The sequence below is a fragment of the Streptomyces spiramenti genome, from assembly GCF_012034385.1.
Lineage (GTDB): Bacteria > Actinomycetota > Actinomycetes > Streptomycetales > Streptomycetaceae > Streptomyces > Streptomyces spiramenti.
The window spans coordinates 1-16742 of record NZ_JAAVJB010000109.1; the positions used below are offsets into that span (position 1 = coordinate 1).

Below are 16742 nucleotides of genomic sequence, written 5' to 3' on the forward strand. Positions count from 1 at the left end.
GGGCCCGCGAGCCGCAGCGCGATGCCGGTCGACCAGTCGGCGTCGCCGTGGGGCGGGCGCCGCAACAGCGCGTCGTCGGCACCGCTCGCGGTACCGGCGGGCAGCTCACCGGCGTCCGCGGCGTCGCGCACGGAGCGCAGCACGGCGTCGGCGAGCTGGGTCGGGGTCATGTGGGGCAGCCTACGAGACGCACCGCGTCACCCGGCGAGCGATCTTGCCAACCGGACGGGTGCCGGGCGGGCCGCGCCGCGCGCCAGGTGCCGCGCGTGACCCAGCAGCTCGTGCGGGTCGAAGGGCTTGGGGACGACCGCGTCCACCGGGAGCGGCTGCGGACCGACCGGGGTGGCGGTGACCAGCATGAGCGGGATGGCACCGGTGTCGGGGGCGTCGCGCAGCCGTTCGGCGGTGGTCAGACCGTCGAGGCGCGGCATCACCACGTCGAGGGTGATGAGGTCGGGGCGCAGTCCGCGCACGTTCTCCAGGCAGTCGACACCGTCGTTCGCGGTCATGACCTCGAACCCGTCAAGTTCGAGGATGACCCTCATGAGTTGCCGGATCACCTGGCTGTCATCGACCACCAGCACCCGGCCGCAGGCCCCAGGCACATTCCTCAGGTTAGGTGGGCTGCTCGTCCCTTGTACGCGCTTTCCACCAACTGGTGAAACCGTGGTGCGGGGGGCCGTGGACGAGCTGGTAGTGTTCCTTCCGTCGCCGCGAGAAGCGGTGACGACGCCCCCGTAGCTCAGGGGATAGAGCAACGGCCTCCGGAGCCGTGTGCGCAGGTTCGAATCCTGCCGGGGGCACTTCGCAGGAAGTGCCCAAAGACCCCGCAATCAGCTTTCCGCTGAGAGCGGGGTCTTGGCGTATGTTCGACCGTTCCCCGGGGAACGGCGGGGGTGGGCGGCCTCGACCTCGCGGGGACCGGCGGAAGACCGTGACTCCCCAGTCGGCCCCGTGGAACACCAGCTCACCCGTGGTCGCCTGTGCCGAGGGCGCGCGCCGACTGCCCGGTCACTCTTCCAGGCGGACCGGCATCAGGATCGAGAAGGCGTTCTCGTCGTCGGGTCGGCGGATCGCGATCGGCGCGGTGGGACCGCCGACTTCCAGCAGCAGTCGATCCCTCGCTCCGGCGGCAAGGGCGTCCAACAGGAAGTCGCGGTTGACCGCGACACGGCTCGGGTGGTCGTCGCTGTCCGAGCAGACCGCCACCGTGCCGCCCTGCTCCACCGTGAGCACGCTGAGGTCGGCCCCTCCCGCCTCACCGGAACGTACCGGGCCGGTCTCCAGGGCCGTTCGGAAAGCCGCCACCTCGACGTGGGCACGGCGACCGCCTGCCGCCGGCAGGAGCACGCGGTAGTCCGGGAAGCCACCGTCGAGGCACTCCCCGGCCGCTTCCCTGCCCCCGGCCTCCAGCGTCAAGCGACCACCGCCGACGGCGAGCCGCACGCGCCCCTCGCCGTCCGACAACGCCCGCATCGCGTCGACGAGCGGGGCCGGCACGACGACCTGCGCGCGGCTCCCGTCGTGTTCGTCGACTGCGGCCCTCGCGACAGCCAGTCGGTACCGGTCGGTGGCCACGACGCGGAGAGTCGCCCCCTCGATGTCGAACAGAACGCCGCCGAGGATGGGCAGCTCGGGGTCGGTGCCGACCGCGAAACGGACGGCGTCCAGCGCGGCTGCGAGCTCGGGCGCGGCAACGGACAACCGGGCGGTGGGGATGCGGAGCGACGTCATGGTGTTCTCCCTGTGGTCGAGTAGCGCTCGGAGTGAGGAGAACTCGCTGCGGGCCTCGGCCAGCCCTCTTTCGAGGCGGCGCTGATGCGTCATGAGCAACTTCCGGACCAGTTCGGTGTCCGCACCGGACCAGCTGGCCAGCGTCAACCGGATGTCCGCCAGCGGCATGCCTGCCCGGCGCAGGCGGGCCAGCACCCGGGCCTCGTCGAGCTGCCCGGGTGCGTACCAGCGGTAGCCGCTCACGGGGTCCACCCAGGCCGGGACCAGCACACCGGCGCGGTCGTAGAACCGGAGGGCGCTCACGCCCAAGCCGCTGTCGCGGGCCATCTCGCCGATGCTGCACAGTTCGTTCTCCACACCCGGCACTCTGGGCCCTGCACATGGTCGAGGGTCAAAACCCGGCCCGCAGCGCCGTCTGCGCTCAGCGGCACCTCACTCACCTGCACCCGCCACCCGCAGGCGACGTGACGCAGCGCCCCATGGCGACGCCGCACGCGAGAGACATGAGCGGAGCCGTCGGGCCGGCGGTCCCGGTCGGTCGCGACATCGATCCGGGGCGCCCCCACCGCACCTCACGAGCGGGACGCCTCTCCCCCTGCGTCCGCCGCCCTGTCCGCACGGCCGGTCAGGGGGCGAAGGAAGCCCTCCTCGCGTCTACGGCCGACTCGCGCTCCGGTCCGCGGAGCTGCTGATCTCCGCCATTCACCACTGTGCGCCGCATGTGCGCGCCGTTGTGAAATCGGTGTCATTGCTCGGCGGGCGCGCCGGGGGAATCGGGAATTCACGGACGCGCACCACCCGGCTCGGTTCAACGGACCATTTTTCGGAACTGCCGCCTCTTCGGAGCGTATGGGATACGATCTCGTGGGGAATCTGTCGTACATCAGCACGGAAGATACCGGTGGGGGCGTTGATGTCCGGCGGGTCCTGACGATCACCGCTCTCCACCGCGCATTCCGCGACGATGATTGACGGGTGGGGGAATGCCATGCGGCACGACACGGTCGCACGTAATGACGAACGCATCATGCGCGCCGTGCGTCAGGCGTCGGCGTGGGCCCGAGACGGCTGGGCGGAGATGGACGTCGACGCGCTCGCCCGCGAGACCAACACCGCACCGCACCACTTCCGGCGGATCTTCCGTAACGCCACGGGGGATCCGCTGCTGCGGTTCGTTCGCCGACTGCGTCTCCAACTCGCCGCCTACCGGCTGGTCTTCACTCAGGAACCGGTCATCGACATCGCGCTGGCGGCAGGGTACGGGTCCTCGGCGGCGTTCAGCAGGGCGTTCCGCGACACCTACGGCAGCTGCCCCGCGAGCGCACGGTCACGGCGCGCGGAGAGCCCCTGGCCGGAGAGCGGGGTGTCCTGCGACGGGTTGAAGACCGTGCATCAGCCGCCGCAGACCGTCGCCTTCTTCCGGCACTTCGGCCCGCTCGACGAGGCACACCACCTGTGGCGGCGGCTCGGCCGCTGGTCCGGCCGGCAGGGGGACGCGGGCGCCGCTCCGGAGCGGCGCCCGGTCCTGCTGTGCCACGACGACCCGGGCCGGTTCCTCGGTGAACCGGTCCGCTGCGACCTGGGCCTGGTCCTGGAGGGCGGCGTCAGGCCGGGCAACGGGGTCGGGGTCCAGGTCGTCAGCGAGCAGCGACTGCTCCTCTCGCGCCACTCCGGCCCGCTGGCCTTCCTCCCCTTCAGTTACATGCACCTCTCGGTGGCGGCCGTGATGACCGGGCTGGCGGAGCCCGCCGCGGCGCTGCCGTTCTTCGCGTACCCGGACGGCTGCCCCGCGGCGGACGGCCCGCGGCTGATCGCGGAGGTCGGCATCCCGTTGCGGTGAGCGGCCGGGACGGCGGGGGTACCCGCGCGCCGACGCGCCCTCCCCCGTCCCCGGGCCCCGGCCCTCCGGGCCGCCGTCCCCCGCGCCCTGCCGGCCTCGCGGGCCGGGGCGCCCCGCGGCCCGCGCTCCGGCCGTCAGCGGCGGACCGGCTGGCGGATGATGGTCCGGAGGCGTTCCGGGGCGGTGCGGTCGGGGCTGTTGAGGTAGATCTCGTGGTGGGTACCGGCCGAGCGGGCGCCGTTGTCCAGGATGAAGGCGTGGAGCGCGTCGATGACGGGGTCCTCCTCCTCGTAGGGGCCGACGTACAGCACCTGCGCGGCGGCGCCCTCGGCAAGGTCGCGGCGGACGGCGCCGTCGGCCGCCGGGTGCTGCCCCTTCGCGAGGACGGCGTCCCGGGCCCGGCCCAGCACCTCCTCGTCGACGGGCTCCGGCTGCATGATCATGGCCGACCAGCGCCAGGAGCCCTTGCCGGTGTCGGCGCCGTCGGTGTGCCAGAGCGTCTCCAGCGGCATGACGCCGAAGTCCACCCCGGTGTCGCCGCGGACGAGGAACTTCGCCTTGTAGGAGATGGCGAAGAGGGACGCGACCGCGTCCCGGTAGGCGTCCCCGTAGGGGCCTCCCTCGCCGTCGACGGTGAGATAGCTGAGCGGCGGCACCTCGACGATCGCAGGATTCCTGCGCGCCGAGTAGACCTCCTTGAATTCGCGCTTGTAGTCGATCTTCTTGGTGGCACTGGGCATGTCGCTGATCCTCGCCGGTACGGAATGGGGACGGTCATACCATTCCAGACCGGTGGCGCGCGGCGGCGCCGATCCGGGCCGAATCCACTCGGCGTGCATCCGATCGCGGGGCGCGCGACATTGCCGCGCGCCCCGGTTGGTATCAGTCCGTGGCGGCGTTCTCCGCGGAATCGGCTCGCTCCGCCCAGAGGTATTCACTGGCCGGGCGTCCCGCCCTGCCGGTGGTGTACGCCTGGGTACGGCGCCAGAGCGCGTTGACGCTTCCGTTCATGAATGCTTTTCCGGGACCGGTCGGTTCGTACCAGTCGACGACCGAGATCGAGAACGGACCGTGTTTGTCCTTTCCGAGATAGGCCTGCGGGCGGTGGCGCGGGACGAACCCCTCGGCGAGCAGCACCTCGTACTCCTCCGCCAGCAGCCCGCGCATCGACTCGACGTGCTCGGGGCGGATCTGGTGAACGGCGACGCCCGTGGCGTACGGCCCGTCGTGGCGCTGGTCCGGCAGGTCGGCGAAGGCCGGCAGGGCGGTGACGGCGGGGTACTCGACCCCGTCCCGACCGTTGCGGTCCGCCGTGAGCTCCTTGATCTCCTGCCAGATCGCGGTGACCTCCGGCAGGGAGAACGCCGAGTGGAGGGCCTCGTCGCTCTTCCACGTGGCGATCTCCAGGGCGAACCGGCCGTCGCCCCAGTCGCCCACATAGACCCGGGCGGGTGCCTCGGTGACCAGGCCGTGGCGGTCGAGCGCCGGCCAGTGGCGGCCGATCGCGGCGAGGATCTCGGCCTCCTTGCCGGGCGCGATCTGGTACAGGCCGACGACGGTCGTCCCGGTGGTGTTCTGCTGCTGCACGGCTTTCCTCTCCTCGTCGCGGCGGGCCGCGGTGCGGGGCACGGCTCCGGGCGGGGCGCCCGGTCCGGCGGGTGCCCCGGCGGACGCCGCCGGGGCGAGACGGACGAACAGGACGATCGCGATACCGACCAGCAGCACCACCACCGGAGCGGCGTACGCCTCACGCATCGCGGAGACGAAGGCGTCCGCGAAGGCGGTCATGGTGGCCTGCACCTGCTCGGGGTCGGTGCCCTCGGGCACGGCGCCCGGGCCGGAGGTGGTCAGGTCGACCCCGCCGCTGACCAGCGGATCGAAGGCGGCGCGGAACTCCTCGCGGCCCGCCTCCGGGACGGCCTGGGCCTGCTCGTCCACCCAGGCGCGCATCCCGGCCACCAGCCGCGCCTGGAGGATCGCGCCGACGATCGCCGTGGCGATGAGGCCGCCGAGCTCCTGCGCGGTGTTGATCACTCCGGAGGCGGCCCCGGAGAGCCCGGGGTCCAGGCCGGTGAAGGCGACGGCGAAGAGCGGCGCGAAGATCAGGCCGGTCCCCAGCCCCATCACCGCCAGCGGCCCGACCAGCTGCCAGGTGGTGGCGTCGGGTGTGCTGACCGCGGCGAGCAGCACGATCCCCACGAGGAACGAGGTGAGGCCGCCGAGCAGGAACCTCCGCCCGCCGTACCGGTCCGCCAGGCGCCCCGCGATCCCGGCGACGAGGGTGGAGGTCAACGGCATCGCCGCGATGGTGAGTCCGGCCCGCAGCGGGCTCATCTGGAGGATGGCCTGGAGGTAGATGGTCAGCGGCAGGAAGGCGCCGAGCATGCCGAAGCCGGTGACGGCCAGCACCGCGGTCATCGGTGCGAAGTTCCGGCTGCGGAACAGCTCGAAGGGGACCAGCGCCCCGCGTCCCTGGCCGCGGCGCTGCACGAGGCCGAAGAGCGCCGTGAGCGCGACGCCCGTCACCAGCAGCGTCCACACCAGCGGGGACCAGTCCAGGCGCTCCCCCTCGATGAGGGCGAAGCAGCAGGCGCCGAGCCCCGCGATGAGCAGCGCCGTGGAGCCGAGGCCGAAGGAGTGCCGTCGGCCCGGCCGCAGGTCGGGGACGACGCGCAGTACCAGCACCAGGGTGAGCAGCCCGATGGGCAGGTTTATCAGGAAGATCCACCGCCAGCTCAGGTAGTTGACGATGACGCCGCCGAGCGTGGGGCCGGCGAGGATCGCGAGCCCGGACAGCGCGGCGGAGAGGCCGAACGCCGCGCCCCACTTCGACGGCGGGAAGACCGCCGCCGTGATCGGCAGCAGTTGGGGCGCGATCAGCGCGCCGCCGAGGCCCTGCACGGCGCGCGCGGCGATCAGCACGGCGGCGTCGTCGGCGATCCCGCAGGCGAGAGAGGCCAGGACGAAGACGACCAGGCCGACGAGGTAGATCCGCCGGGGTCCGAAGGTGTCGCCGAGTCTGCCGCCGAGGATCAGCAGTGTCGCGAAGACCAGGATGTAGGCGCTGAAGACCCACAGCCCCTCGTCCAGGGTCGCCCCCAGGTCGGTGATGACGCTGGGGAAGGCGATGTTGACGATGGTGAGGTCGAGGAGGGTCATGAAGAGGCCGATGGTCAGCACGCCGAGGATCGGCCACGGGTTGCGCTCGACCGTCTCCGGCGGCGCCGCGGTCTCCGGGCCGTCCGGCGGGGCGGGTTCGGGGCGGCTCCCCGGCGCCGCGTCGGGCGTCACGAGCCGCCGCCCGCGGCGCCGGTCGCGGCGGCATCGGCATCGGCGCCGGCCTTGTGCAGCAGGCAGACGTTCTTCTCCAGTGAGGTGGCGTCGGTGGTGAGCAGGGCAGGGACGACCCGGTCCACGACGAGGCCGACGGGCGGGAAGACGGCCGCCAGCGACGCGGCGGTGACCGCCTTGAAGGGGAAGGTCGTGTACCGCACGCCGCGCAGGAGGAGTTCGCCGCCGGGGCGCAGCACCCGGCCGACCTCCGCGGCGTACCGTGCGCGGTCCTCATCGCCCAGGTGGTGGAAGCAGCCGCGGTCCACGACGAGGTCGACGCTGCCGTCGGCGAGGGGCAGGGCGAGGACGTCCGCGACCCGGTACTCGGCCTGGACCTGCTGCTCCCGGGCGCGTCCGGTCGCGATGCGGACGGCGGCGGGGCTGAGGTCGAAGCCGGTGGCCCGGTACCCCTGGCGGGCCAGCTCGATGACGTCGCTGCCGGTGCCGCAGCCGAGGTCGACGGCGGTCCTGCCGTCGCCCGCCGGGCGTGCGGCCAGGAAACCCACCAGCTCCTGCGAGGGGTGGGCGATCTCCCAGAAGTGGGCGTACTGCCCGCTCTCGTAGGTCCGGTTCCAGTCGATGCCGGTGGTGCCGAGCAGGTGCACGGCTCTCTCCTCACGGTCCGGTCGGTCGGGCGCTGGGCCCTTCTCTGGTGCGTCCCCTCTGGCCTCGGCCCGTTGCCGGGCAGGCGTCAGAAGGTCTCCTTCAGTTGCCGCCGGAAGTAGTCGGCGAGGACCGGGCCGAGCCCCGTGACGCCCTCTCCGTGTGCGGTCAGCGGCTCGTAGAGCTCGGGGCGGCGGCCGTGCAGGCCGAAGTAGGCGGTCTCCTGGAAGGAGAGGTCGATGCGGCGCAGTTCGGCGAGCCGTTCGAGGTCGAGGTCGGCGTAGAGGACGGCTTCCTCCTCGTCGAGTTCGGCGAGGATGCCGTCGGGGGTGGCGACGGTGCTGTGGCCGGCGAGGTCGATGGTGACGGTCCTGCCGCCGCGTTCACCGGCGGCCGTGCCGACGCTCCCGACGTAGAGCACGTCGGAGGCGTTGAAGACGGCGGTGGCCAGGACGCACGGCTTGGTGGCGGGCAGGTTGCCGCGGAGCGCGGCGGCGGGCACCGCGATGATCTCGGCGCCCTTGAGGGCCAGCAGGCGGGGCATCTCCTGGATCCAGAAGTCGGAGCAGACGCAGATCCCGAGCCGCCCGAACGGGGTGTCGAGGACCACCGCCTCGTCGCCGGGGCGCAGCGCGACGAACTCCGCGGAGAACAGGTGGACCTTGCGCACCTTGGCGACGACGGCGCCGCTGTCGTCGAGGACCACCGCGGTGTTGTGGTAGGTCCCGTCGTCGGTGCGTTCGATGACGGAGCCGCAGATGATCCAGCAGCCCTTGCGGCGGGCGATGTCGCCCAGCAGGTCGAAGAGGGGGTCGGGGATCGGATGGTCCACCACGCCACGCAGGTGCTGGCGGCCGGGGAAGTAGAAGGGTGGGCCGAGGAAGAACTCGGGGAGGACGGCGAGGTGGGTGCCGTCCTGGAGTGATTCGAGCATCTCGACGGCCTGTCGGAGGTTGGCGTCGGGGTCGTCGCGCCAGCGGGTCTGCAGCAGGGCGACCCGGGGGTGGCGTGTCGGTTCCATGCGGACTCCCGTGTCGGGTCGGCTTGGAGGGGCGGGCGCGGCGCCGGGCAGGTACGGGGAGGGGTCCGCCCGGCGGCGCACCCGGGCCTGGTCACCGCTCGGTGAAGATGTCCTCGTAGATGCCTGGCTCCCCCACCGCGTAGTCGACGCCCAGCGGGCGCGAGGAGACGACGAGGTTGATGCCCTCCCGGGCGACGGACCAGTCGTCGAGGCCGAGGCCGGCGAGGAGTTCCCGCATCTCGGGGACGGTGTAGCCGCTGCGCAGCGAGCGCATGAACTGGTCGGCCTCACCGGCGGAGTACTGGAGGACGAACGAGATCATGCCCTCGTCGGCGTCGCGGGCGAGGTCGTAGACGACCACGGTGCCGCCCGGCCGGCAGACGCGGGCGCACTCGGCGATGGTCATCGCCGGGCGCGACCAGCGGGGCACAGCGCAGAAGCTGAAGACGACGTCGAAGGAGTCGTCCTCGAAGGGCAGCCGGGTGCTGTGGGACCAGTCGCAGGTGAACCGGCCGCCGTAGTTGACGAGGTTGGCGAAGACCGCGTTCTCGCGCGCGACCTCCAGGAACCGGTCGTTGGCGTCCACGGCGGTGAACTCGGCCTGCTTGTGGAGGGCGGCGAGCCGAAGCGACACCACGCCGGGGCCGCAGCCGACCTCCAGGACCTGCTCGGCGTCGGAGACGTAGGGGGCGAGCAGCTTCATCAGGTGCTGCATCGGGATGATCAGCTGGGTCCGCATGGTGCGGTCGAAGTCCCGGCACTTCTCGACCTCGGTGAACGGGTCCGGGCCGCTGACCCGCCGGTCGAGGTCGAAGATGCGGGTGGGTTCACCGGACAATGTTCAGCGACCGCCTTCCGTGCTCGGGTCGGACCTGCCAGTTGAGGATCTCGGTGCTGGCCGAGGAGGGCTGGGGCAGCCGGTGGTTGGCCTCGGAGTAGAACGTCTTGGAGATGTTGTCGATGTAGTGCCAGCCCTTGGGGTAGGTCACCTGGAGGGTGTCCTCGGTGACGGTCAGCAGCCCTTTGGCGACGAGGTCGTCGATCTTCTCCGTGAAGTACTCGTAGGGGTCGACCCCGTGGCGGTCGCGGTACTCGGAGCGGCTGACGCGCAGCAGCTTCAGCCCCAGGACGAGGCTGCGGCAGCGCCGTTCGTGCTCGTCGGTGTACGCGCCCATGACGGCGGGGATGCGGCCGGCGCGGACGGTCTCGATGTAGCGGTTGATGTCCGGTTCGGTGCAGTACAGGTGGTTGTTGAGGTAGCCATAGGCGCCCGACCCGATGGCGACCATGTCGCCGCAGCGTCCCCAGACCTGCGCGAGGTGGTCGGTCAGGGAGAGGGTCTCCGCCCGCAGCCCCCGGTAGGGCTTGGAGCCGTCGGGGAGGATCGGGAAGGTCCGCGCGCCCTTCGCCTCCCACTCGGGCCGCATCGGCTCGGCGAAGTCGTTGTACGTCAGCGCGAGGTAGTTCTTGGAGAGCAGCTCCTCGTGCATGTAGTGGTACATGGCGTCGGCTTCCTTGGTGCTCGGGCACGGCGGGGTGATGCCGCTCTGCACCGCGAAGAACGCCTCGGAGCCGGGGAGGACCGCGTAGTTGTACACGGAGAACGAGGTCACCGGGATGCTGGTGAGCGTCTCGATGTCGGCGGCCCAGAGCTCGGGGGTCTGCCCGGGGATGCCGATCATGAAGTCGATGCAGATGTTCTCCATGCCGTTGCGGTCCAGCAGTTCGATGGTGCGCAGCGCGGATTCGCCGGTGTGGGCGCGAGCGCGCCCGAGGTAGCGCAGCAGCGGGTCGTGGAAGGTCTGCACGCCCATGCTGACGCGGTTGACGCCGTTGGCGAGGAGGGCGTCGATCTTGCGCTGGTCGATGTCGACGGGGGTGCTCTCGATGGTGACGGTGTAGTCGTCGGTGAACTCCAGGTGGCGACGGAGGAAGCCGAGGAGGTCGTCCAGCTGCTCCGCCCGCAGGGTGGTGGGGGTGCCGCCGCCGAGGTAGCCGGAGGAGAACTTCACGCCGTCGAGGTAGCCGAGGCGGGAGTACAGCAGGATCTCCGCCTTGAGCGCCTCCAGGTAGTCGGTGACCAGGGTGTTCCTGGTGTGGAGCTTGTTGTACGGGCAGCTGGTGCAGACCTGGTTGCAGAAGGGGATGTGCAGGTAGAACGAGACGGTGCGGGGTCGCTTCTCGACCTTCGCGAACATCTGCTCCGGGGTCAGCGGACCGATGTCGCACGGGTACCAGCGGACGAACTCGATGTCCCGGTCGGGGTACTGGCGCCAGAAGCTGGGCGTGTCCAGGAAGTTGCGGGTGATGGTCTCCTGCGACGCGGTGGCGCCGGTCTGGTCGGTCATCGCTGCCCTCTTCTCGTGGTGGGGCTGATGGGGTCGGCTGACGGCTCAGACGCGCAGCAGCGCCCGGGCCAGGGTGTGTTCGGTGCGCAACAGGTGCCGGAACGCGGCGCCGGTCTCCTCGGCGAGGCGGTCGCGGTGGGGCCCGACCTCGTCGGCGGCGGCGGCCCGCAGCTCCGGCAGCCGGGCGGTGTGGCCCGCGGCGCGCCGGAGGCTGTCGGTGGTGCCGCGGCGGAGGTAGCGTTCGCGTCGCCGGTAGGTCGCGCGCAGCTCCCTCCCGGCGGGGCCGGTGTCGGGGACCAGCAGGTCGTCCAGGGCCGCCCAGGCGGCGCGGGCGTCGTCGGCGGCGGCGAGGGCGTCGGTCAGCGCGGGCCCGTCGAGCCAGGGGCGCGCCTCGGTGAGGAACTGCCGGTAGAGGTCGCGGAAGCCCCGGCCGCCGGTGCCGGCGTACTCGAAGTCGATGTGCGCCGCGGTGAGTCTGTCGACGACACGGTCGGCGGGCGCGGTGCGGATGTCCCGGGTCAGTTCGGCGGCGAAGGCGGCGAGGCCGGCGAGCCCCTCGTTGGGCGGTGCGGGCCGGGTCAGCGCCTGGGCGCAGCGGTGGACGGCCCGGCGGAAGCCGTCGGCGTCGGGGAGGCGTGCCGCGGCCCAGTCGGCGGAGAGCCAGGCGTGGGACGGGGGGAACGGGTGGTGGCCGGAGGCGCGGGCGGTGGCGAGGGTGGTGGCGTCCACGGCGAGCGGGCCGGGACAGCGGTCGGAGAGCCAGGTGGTTCCGGTCTCCTCGTCGGTCGCGAAGACCACCACGGCGTGGCCGCCGAAGTGGCGGCTCGCCTGGAACCAGGGCAGGTGGAAGAGGTCGACGTAGGCGATGACGGGTCGGCCCGCGGCGAGTTCCTCGTGCAGCCGCCGCCGTGCCGTCGCGGGGTCGTCGGTGCGGTGCACGGTCAGCTCCAGGCCGAGGGCCCGGCACATGCGGGTGGTGAAGACCGGGAAGGGGCCGTTGCGGGTGGAGGTCATGCTGCGGGAGGGCCCGCCGGGGGCGGCCGGCTGGTACCAGAAGCCGATGCCGCCGCCCAGGCCGAGGAGCAGCGGCTCGCTGATGTCCACGCCGTGGGTGAGGAGTTGCTTGCGCAGTGCGGCGGTCTCGCAGTGGGCGCCGCCGAACTCGCCGGGGTCGGCGACCAGCGGCCCGCCGGCGCCGGGGGCGGTGCGCCGGCCGGTCATCGGGCCGCATCCAGGTCCGCGAGGGTGAGGTTGCCGGGCTTGAGCATGGCGTCCATGGCGCGGCCGACGGTGGCCCGGTCGACCTCGGTGACCTCGGGGGTGACGCCGAGGCGGACGTGGACGCGTTCGGCGACCTCGGCGCACACCTGCCGGGCGGGGCGGTCGGGGCACTCGACACGCAGCCGCAGCCGCTCCTCCTCGACGCCCGCGGCGTAGTAGAGGCCGGTTCCGGGTACCGAGAGCACCGCTTCCTCCAGGTCCAGCCGGTCCAGGGAGCGGCCCGCGACGAGGAGCCGGTCGCCGACCCTGCCGTGGTGGCGGACGGTCGCGCGGACGCTGCCGCAGGGGCAGGGGTCCGGGTCGCGGGAGACGAGGTCGCCGGTGCGGTAGCGCAGCAGGGGCATCGCCTGGGCGACGAGAGTGGAGAGCACGAGCTCTCCCGTCGCCCCGGGGCGGAGCGGGGCGCCGGTGGCGGGGTCGAGCACCTCGAAGAGGTGGCGGTCCTCGGTGAGGTGGGCGCGGCCCCGCTCGCAGCTGAGGGCGAGGGAGTTGGTCTCGGTGGTGCCGTAGGCGGGGACGAGGTCCGCCTGCCAGAGGCGGGCGATCTTCGCCAGCTTGGCGGGCGAGCAGGTCTCCCCGACGTAGAGCACGGTCCGCACGCCGAGGGCGGCGGGGTCGTGTCCCGCCTCGCGGAGGAGGTCGTGGAGGCGGAGCGCGCGGGTGGGCGAGCAGACGATCCCGGCCGGCCGGAGGGTGGCGATCATCCGCGCGGTGCGTTCGACGGGGCAGACCGCGGAGAGGATGCCGGTGCCGACGACGGCGGCTCCCACGGTCTCCAGGGCGCGGTCCAGATCGTAGGCGGCGAAGGAGAGTTCGTAGGGGATGGCGACGAAGACGAGGTCGCCGGGGCCGAAGCGGTGGGCCAGGGACCGTTCGGTGGAGACGTTGCCGCGCACCCAGTCCTGGTAGGTGATGGCGGAGGAGGTGGGCGAGCCGGTGGTCCCGGTGGACTCGCCGTAGCGGGCGACGTCGGAGGGCGGGACGGCGAGGAGCTCCAGGGGGTAGCCCCGGCGCAGGTCGTCCTTGGTGGTGAACGGCAGCAGCGCGGGGTCCTCGCCGCCGGTGTCGGCGGGCAGGCCGGCGAGATGGTGACGGTAGAAGGGCGAGTTCCGCCGGGCGTGGGCGACCTGCTCATGGAGCCGCGCCAGCTGCCAGGGCCGGACCGCCTCGCGGCCCAGCCCCTCGAAGGCGTCGAGTTCGGCCAGAGCGGCGTCGCGCAGGGCGCAGTACCGGTCGCGGGGCGACGGCGGTGCGGCCCGTCGGGGGGTGGTGGTGCGGTCGAGGATCGCCATGGCGCTCAGCCCTCCTGGAGCACGGTCTTGAGGACGGACTCGGGCACCGGCGTCTCGACGTCGCCGTCGGGTCCGGTGTGGACCCGGCCGACGGCGGCGAGCAGGATCAGCCGGGTCTCCTCGCTGGAACGGCGCTTGTTGTCGGTGCGGATGATGCCGAGGACGCGTTCGGGTGTGCACCGCGGCGGCAGCCGGACGGGCAGCCCGAGGCGTTCGCCGAGCACCCACTCCTGCCGGTCGAGGACCTCCGGCGGGGTGATGCCGAGCCGGACCCCGACGCGGGCGGCGGCGCACATCCCGATGCCGACCGCGACGCCGTGCGGCAGGTCCCCGCAGAGGAACTCGACCGCGTGGCCGACGGTGTGGCCGTACTCCAGGACCACGGCGCGGGAGCGCTCGGTCGGGTCGGTGGCGAGGACGGCCAGCTTGGAGCGGACGATCAGGTGGCAGGTGTCCAGCAGGTCGTCGTGGACGGCCCGCAGGTCGGGAGTGAGCCGCCCGGCGAGCCGGTCGAACCAGTCGGCGTCGTGGACGAGTCCGTTCTTGACCGCCTCGACCAGGCCGCTGCGGTGGCCGGCGACCGGCTCGGACCGCAGGTGGGCCACGTCGGCCCAGACGAACAGCGGCGGGTGGTAGAGGCCGAACTGGTTCTTCCCACCGCGGCCGTTGACGGCCTGCTTGTTGCTGAGGGTGCCGTCGGTGAGGCCGAGCAGCGTCGTGGGGACGTCCACGTAACGGATGCCCCGGTAGAGCAGTCCCGCGGCCATCCCGGTCAGGTTGCTGACCATGCCGCCGCCCAGGGCGAGGACGACGGACTGCCGGGTGGCACCGGCCTGGACCAGCCGTTCGCACAGCTCCGTCAGGCCGGCCCAGCTCTTGTTCCGCTCGCCCTCCGGGACGACGAGGAGGGTGACCGGCAGCCCGGCGGCCTCCAGACGCCGGGCCAGCGGACGGGCCAGCAGGTCACGGACGCCCTCGCCGCACACCAGGAAGAGGTCGTCGAACCGGTGGGCGGCGAGCTTCTCCGGCAGCAGGTCGGTGATGCCCTCGCCGAGGTAGTAGGGGCTGCTCGGCGTCACACCTGTGGTCAGTTCCTGAAGCGTCGGGTGTGCCACGTGCCGTACCTCCTCGTGGTCTCGGGTCAGCTTGGCGGCGCGCGGTGCGGCGGGACTACGGGCGGGCGGCGGGATGACCGGCGCCGCCAACGGAACGCGGCGCGGCGGCGGGTGTGTTGATGGCGGTGACCGCGGCGGGGGCGGCCAGCTCGCGCAGCAGCGCCGCCGTGTAGCCGTTGCCCGGGTCGGGCGGGAAGTCCAGGGCGGTGCCGGCGAGCACGTTGCCGACGGCGGCGTCGACCACCTCGGGCGCGGTGGCGAGCGCCGCGAGTTCGGCGCGGAGCGCGGTGCAGGCGCGCAGCGCGGCGAGGGTGGCGGCGCGGTTGACGGCGCCGACGGAGTCCTCGGCGTGTTCGTCGGTCAGGAGGACGGGGCCGAGGTCGCCGACGGCCGCCCGCAGCAGCGGGAGGTGGTCGGCCGCGGCGGTGAGGAAGGGCGTCGGCACGCCGTGGGCGACGGCGGTGAACTGGCAGACGGGCTTGAGTCCGACGACCGTCGCCCGGTGGAGGACCGGGTCCCGGCGCAGGGTGCCGGTGGGCAGCGACGTGGCGAGGTTGGCGAAGACGGTCCCCGCGGGGCGGGGGGCTCCCCCGCGCAGGCAGGAGGCGATGGCGGCGGCGACGGCCGGTGGCGGCACGCAGACCAGCACCACCTCGCTCCGGTAGGCCAGTTCGTCCGGTGGCAGCGCCGGCACTCCCAGCTCAGCGCCGAGGGTCGTCGCGGTCTCCCGGTCCCGGTCGCCGACGGCGAGTCCGCCGCGGCCGGCGAGCCGGGCCGCGAGGGCTCGACCGAGGCGGCCGGTGCCCAGGACGCCGACGGCCGGGCGGTGGCGCGGTGGACCGTCGAAGGCGCGGCGGGCGGGCGGCGGGGGCGGGGCGGTCATACGTCCTCCAGGTCACCGGGGTGCAGGCGGCGGCGTCCCGCGCGGGCGGCGGCGGCGAGGAAGGTGCCGCGGTCCGCGGTGCCGACCTCCCACGGGGCGCCGGTGAGGGCGCGCAGCGCGCGGGCCACGTCGCGGCGGGTGTCGTCGGTGGCGTCGTCCAGGAGCGCGGTCGGCCGTCCGGCGGACCGGCCGGTGACGCAGTACAGCCCGGTCCCGGGCGTGGTGAGCGCGGTCTGCTCCAGCTCGACGGCGGTGCGGGCCGGGCCGGTCGACGGCCGCCACCGGTCCTCGACCCGACCGTGCTGCTCCAGGGCGGGGCGCGGGTCCCCGCAGCCGCAGCGCGCGAGGCGGACCAGGTCGCCGGTGCGGTAGCGCAGCAGCGGGGTGGCCTCGGCGGCGAGCGTGGTGAGGACCAGTTCGCCGCACGCGCCGTCGGGCACGGCGGCGGTCCCGTCGGGGTCGACCACCTCCGCGTGGTAGAGCGCGGTCGTCAGGTGGGCGGTGCCGGCGGCGCAGGGCAGCCCGGCTGCCGGGGTCAGCGCCGACCCGTAGGCCCAGGCGGCTGTGGCGCCCCACAGCTCCGCCACCCGGGCGGCGCGGACCGGGGCGCAGGCGCCGCCGAGGTAGAGGTGGACCCGCTGGCCGAGCGCGCGGGGGACGTGCCCGGTGGCGGTCAGCCGGGCGTGGGTGGCCAGGGCGCGGTCCGGGGTGGTGGCCAGGACGCTCGGCCGCAGCGCGGCGACGAGTGCCGCGGTGCGTTCCGGTGGGCAGACCGGGGAGAGCGCGCCCACGCCGACCACGCCCGCTCCGAGGGCGGCCAGCGCCCGGTCGGTGTCCTGCGCGCCCCCGGACAGCTCGTAGGGGACGGCGACGAACGCCAGGTCCGCGGGGCCCGCGTGGGCGCGGAGCGCGTCCGCCATGGCGGCGGTGACCCGGCGCAGGTCGGCGGCGGTGGCGGCTGCCCCCAGGACACGGCCGAGGTGGTCCCGTGACTCGGCGTACCGCGCGATGCGGGGGTGCTCGACGGCGTTCAGGCCGAGCGGTCCCGCCGCCGCCACCTCCTCAGGGGTGGTCAGCGGCAGCTCGTCCAGGGCCACGGGGTGCGTACCGGCCCGGTCGGCTCGGACGCGCCGGTAGTACGGGGACCGGTCGAGGGCGTACCGCAGGTGCTCGGCGGCCGGCCCCGCGGCGGGGCGTTCCGCGGCGGTCATCGTCCCCGGCCCCCGTCCCCGTCCTCGCGCGCGGGTCCGGGCGCACGCCCCTCGCCCGCGGCGTCGGGCTCGACGCCGTCG

At 73.4% G+C, this 16742-nt stretch carries 15 protein-coding genes and 1 tRNA gene; 2 read left to right on the forward strand and 14 right to left on the reverse strand.

The genetic code is table 11. The features are described from left to right. Positions 1 to 197 precede the first annotated feature (197 nt). The gene (locus tag HCJ92_RS14150) at positions 198 to 605 is read right to left on the reverse strand and encodes a response regulator (protein ID WP_167933935.1); all 408 of its coding nucleotides are present in this window, start codon (positions 603 to 605) and stop codon (positions 198 to 200) included. Positions 606 to 731: 126 nt separating this feature from the next. Here HCJ92_RS14150 and HCJ92_RS14155 point away from each other — a divergent pair. Then, positions 732 to 803: transfer RNA gene (locus tag HCJ92_RS14155), tRNA-Arg, on the forward strand. Positions 804 to 1011: 208 nt separating this feature from the next. Here HCJ92_RS14155 and HCJ92_RS14160 read toward each other — a convergent pair. Together HCJ92_RS14160 and HCJ92_RS14165 are read right to left on the reverse strand one after the other, a co-directional pair. Then, the gene (locus HCJ92_RS14160) at positions 1012 to 2091 is read right to left on the reverse strand and encodes a DNA polymerase III subunit beta family protein (protein ID WP_338054178.1); all 1080 of its coding nucleotides are present in this window, start codon (positions 2089 to 2091) and stop codon (positions 1012 to 1014) included. A gap of 345 nt (positions 2092 to 2436) precedes the next feature. Further along, positions 2437 to 2724 carry a hypothetical protein gene (locus HCJ92_RS14165; RefSeq protein ID WP_167933936.1) on the reverse strand — a complete coding sequence of 96 codons (288 nt, stop codon included), beginning with the start codon at positions 2722 to 2724 and terminating at the stop codon, positions 2437 to 2439. 37 nt (positions 2725 to 2761) lie between these two features. On the opposite strand from HCJ92_RS14165, the gene HCJ92_RS14170 reads away from it, so the two are divergent. Then, positions 2762 to 3574, forward strand: coding sequence for an AraC family transcriptional regulator (locus HCJ92_RS14170; protein ID WP_167933937.1), 813 nt, complete (start codon positions 2762 to 2764; stop codon positions 3572 to 3574). 134 nt (positions 3575 to 3708) lie between these two features. Here the strand turns inward: HCJ92_RS14170 and HCJ92_RS14175 are convergent, their stop codons facing one another. The 11 genes from HCJ92_RS14175 to HCJ92_RS14225 form a co-directional block, all read right to left on the reverse strand. Then, positions 3709 to 4314, reverse strand: coding sequence for a GyrI-like domain-containing protein (locus tag HCJ92_RS14175; RefSeq protein WP_167933938.1), 606 nt, complete (start codon positions 4312 to 4314; stop codon positions 3709 to 3711). Positions 4315 to 4456: 142 nt separating this feature from the next. Beyond that, positions 4457 to 6865: a DHA2 family efflux MFS transporter permease subunit gene (locus HCJ92_RS14180; RefSeq protein WP_167933939.1), complete on the reverse strand. Its 2409-nt coding sequence runs from the start codon at positions 6863 to 6865 to the stop codon at positions 4457 to 4459. Continuing rightward, complete coding sequence (locus HCJ92_RS14185; protein ID WP_338054179.1) at positions 6862 to 7512, reverse strand: class I SAM-dependent methyltransferase; 651 nt, start codon at positions 7510 to 7512, stop codon at positions 6862 to 6864. Before HCJ92_RS14185 ends, HCJ92_RS14180 begins: the two co-directional genes overlap by 4 nt. Before the next feature lie 86 nt (positions 7513 to 7598). Continuing rightward, complete coding sequence (locus HCJ92_RS14190) at positions 7599 to 8531, reverse strand: carbon-nitrogen hydrolase family protein (RefSeq protein WP_167933940.1); 933 nt, start codon at positions 8529 to 8531, stop codon at positions 7599 to 7601. 91 nt (positions 8532 to 8622) lie between these two features. Next, on the reverse strand, positions 8623 to 9369 hold the full coding sequence (locus HCJ92_RS14195) for a class I SAM-dependent methyltransferase (protein ID WP_245240871.1): 747 nt from the start codon (positions 9367 to 9369) through the stop codon (positions 8623 to 8625). After that, complete coding sequence (locus HCJ92_RS14200; RefSeq protein WP_167933941.1) at positions 9359 to 10879, reverse strand: coproporphyrinogen-III oxidase family protein; 1521 nt, start codon at positions 10877 to 10879, stop codon at positions 9359 to 9361. The genes HCJ92_RS14195 and HCJ92_RS14200 overlap by 11 nt, the downstream gene beginning before the upstream one ends. Before the next feature lie 45 nt (positions 10880 to 10924). Then, positions 10925 to 12100, reverse strand: a complete 1176-nt coding sequence (locus tag HCJ92_RS14205; RefSeq protein WP_167933942.1) for a BtrH N-terminal domain-containing protein — start codon at positions 12098 to 12100, stop codon at positions 10925 to 10927. After that, the gene (locus tag HCJ92_RS14210; RefSeq protein WP_167933943.1) at positions 12097 to 13452 is read right to left on the reverse strand and encodes a phenylacetate--CoA ligase family protein; all 1356 of its coding nucleotides are present in this window, start codon (positions 13450 to 13452) and stop codon (positions 12097 to 12099) included. Before HCJ92_RS14210 ends, HCJ92_RS14205 begins: the two co-directional genes overlap by 4 nt. Positions 13453 to 13457: 5 nt before the next feature. Continuing rightward, positions 13458 to 14567, reverse strand: a complete 1110-nt coding sequence (locus HCJ92_RS14215; protein WP_167933944.1) for an iron-containing alcohol dehydrogenase — start codon at positions 14565 to 14567, stop codon at positions 13458 to 13460. Positions 14568 to 14622: 55 nt separating this feature from the next. Beyond that, positions 14623 to 15450 (reverse strand): NAD(P)-binding domain-containing protein, encoded by an 828-nt coding sequence (locus HCJ92_RS14220; protein WP_167933945.1) that lies wholly within the window; start codon positions 15448 to 15450, stop codon positions 14623 to 14625. Continuing rightward, positions 15447 to 16661 carry a phenylacetate--CoA ligase family protein gene (locus HCJ92_RS14225; protein ID WP_167933946.1) on the reverse strand — a complete coding sequence of 405 codons (1215 nt, stop codon included), beginning with the start codon at positions 16659 to 16661 and terminating at the stop codon, positions 15447 to 15449. The genes HCJ92_RS14220 and HCJ92_RS14225 overlap by 4 nt, the downstream gene beginning before the upstream one ends. Positions 16662 to 16742 lie beyond the last annotated feature (81 nt).

Bases quoted from the DNA above. Each gene is read 5' to 3' on its own strand.
- HCJ92_RS14165 (WP_167933936.1), bottom strand. From the start codon at position 2,724: ATGGCATTCCCCCACCCGTCAATCATCGTCGCGGAATGCGCGGTGGAG.
- HCJ92_RS14170 (WP_167933937.1), top strand. From the start codon at position 2,762: ATGCGCGCCGTGCGTCAGGCGTCGGCGTGGGCCCGAGACGGCTGGGCG.
- HCJ92_RS14175 (WP_167933938.1), bottom strand. From the start codon at position 4,314: ATGCCCAGTGCCACCAAGAAGATCGACTACAAGCGCGAATTCAAGGAG.
- HCJ92_RS14190 (WP_167933940.1), bottom strand. From the start codon at position 8,531: ATGGAACCGACACGCCACCCCCGGGTCGCCCTGCTGCAGACCCGCTGG.
- HCJ92_RS14200 (WP_167933941.1), bottom strand. From the start codon at position 10,879: ATGACCGACCAGACCGGCGCCACCGCGTCGCAGGAGACCATCACCCGC.
- HCJ92_RS14205 (WP_167933942.1), bottom strand. From the start codon at position 12,100: ATGACCGGCCGGCGCACCGCCCCCGGCGCCGGCGGGCCGCTGGTCGCC.
- HCJ92_RS14210 (WP_167933943.1), bottom strand. From the start codon at position 13,452: ATGGCGATCCTCGACCGCACCACCACCCCCCGACGGGCCGCACCGCCG.
- HCJ92_RS14220 (WP_167933945.1), bottom strand. From the start codon at position 15,450: ATGACCGCCCCGCCCCCGCCGCCCGCCCGCCGCGCCTTCGACGGTCCA.
- HCJ92_RS14225 (WP_167933946.1), bottom strand. From the start codon at position 16,661: ATGACCGCCGCGGAACGCCCCGCCGCGGGGCCGGCCGCCGAGCACCTG.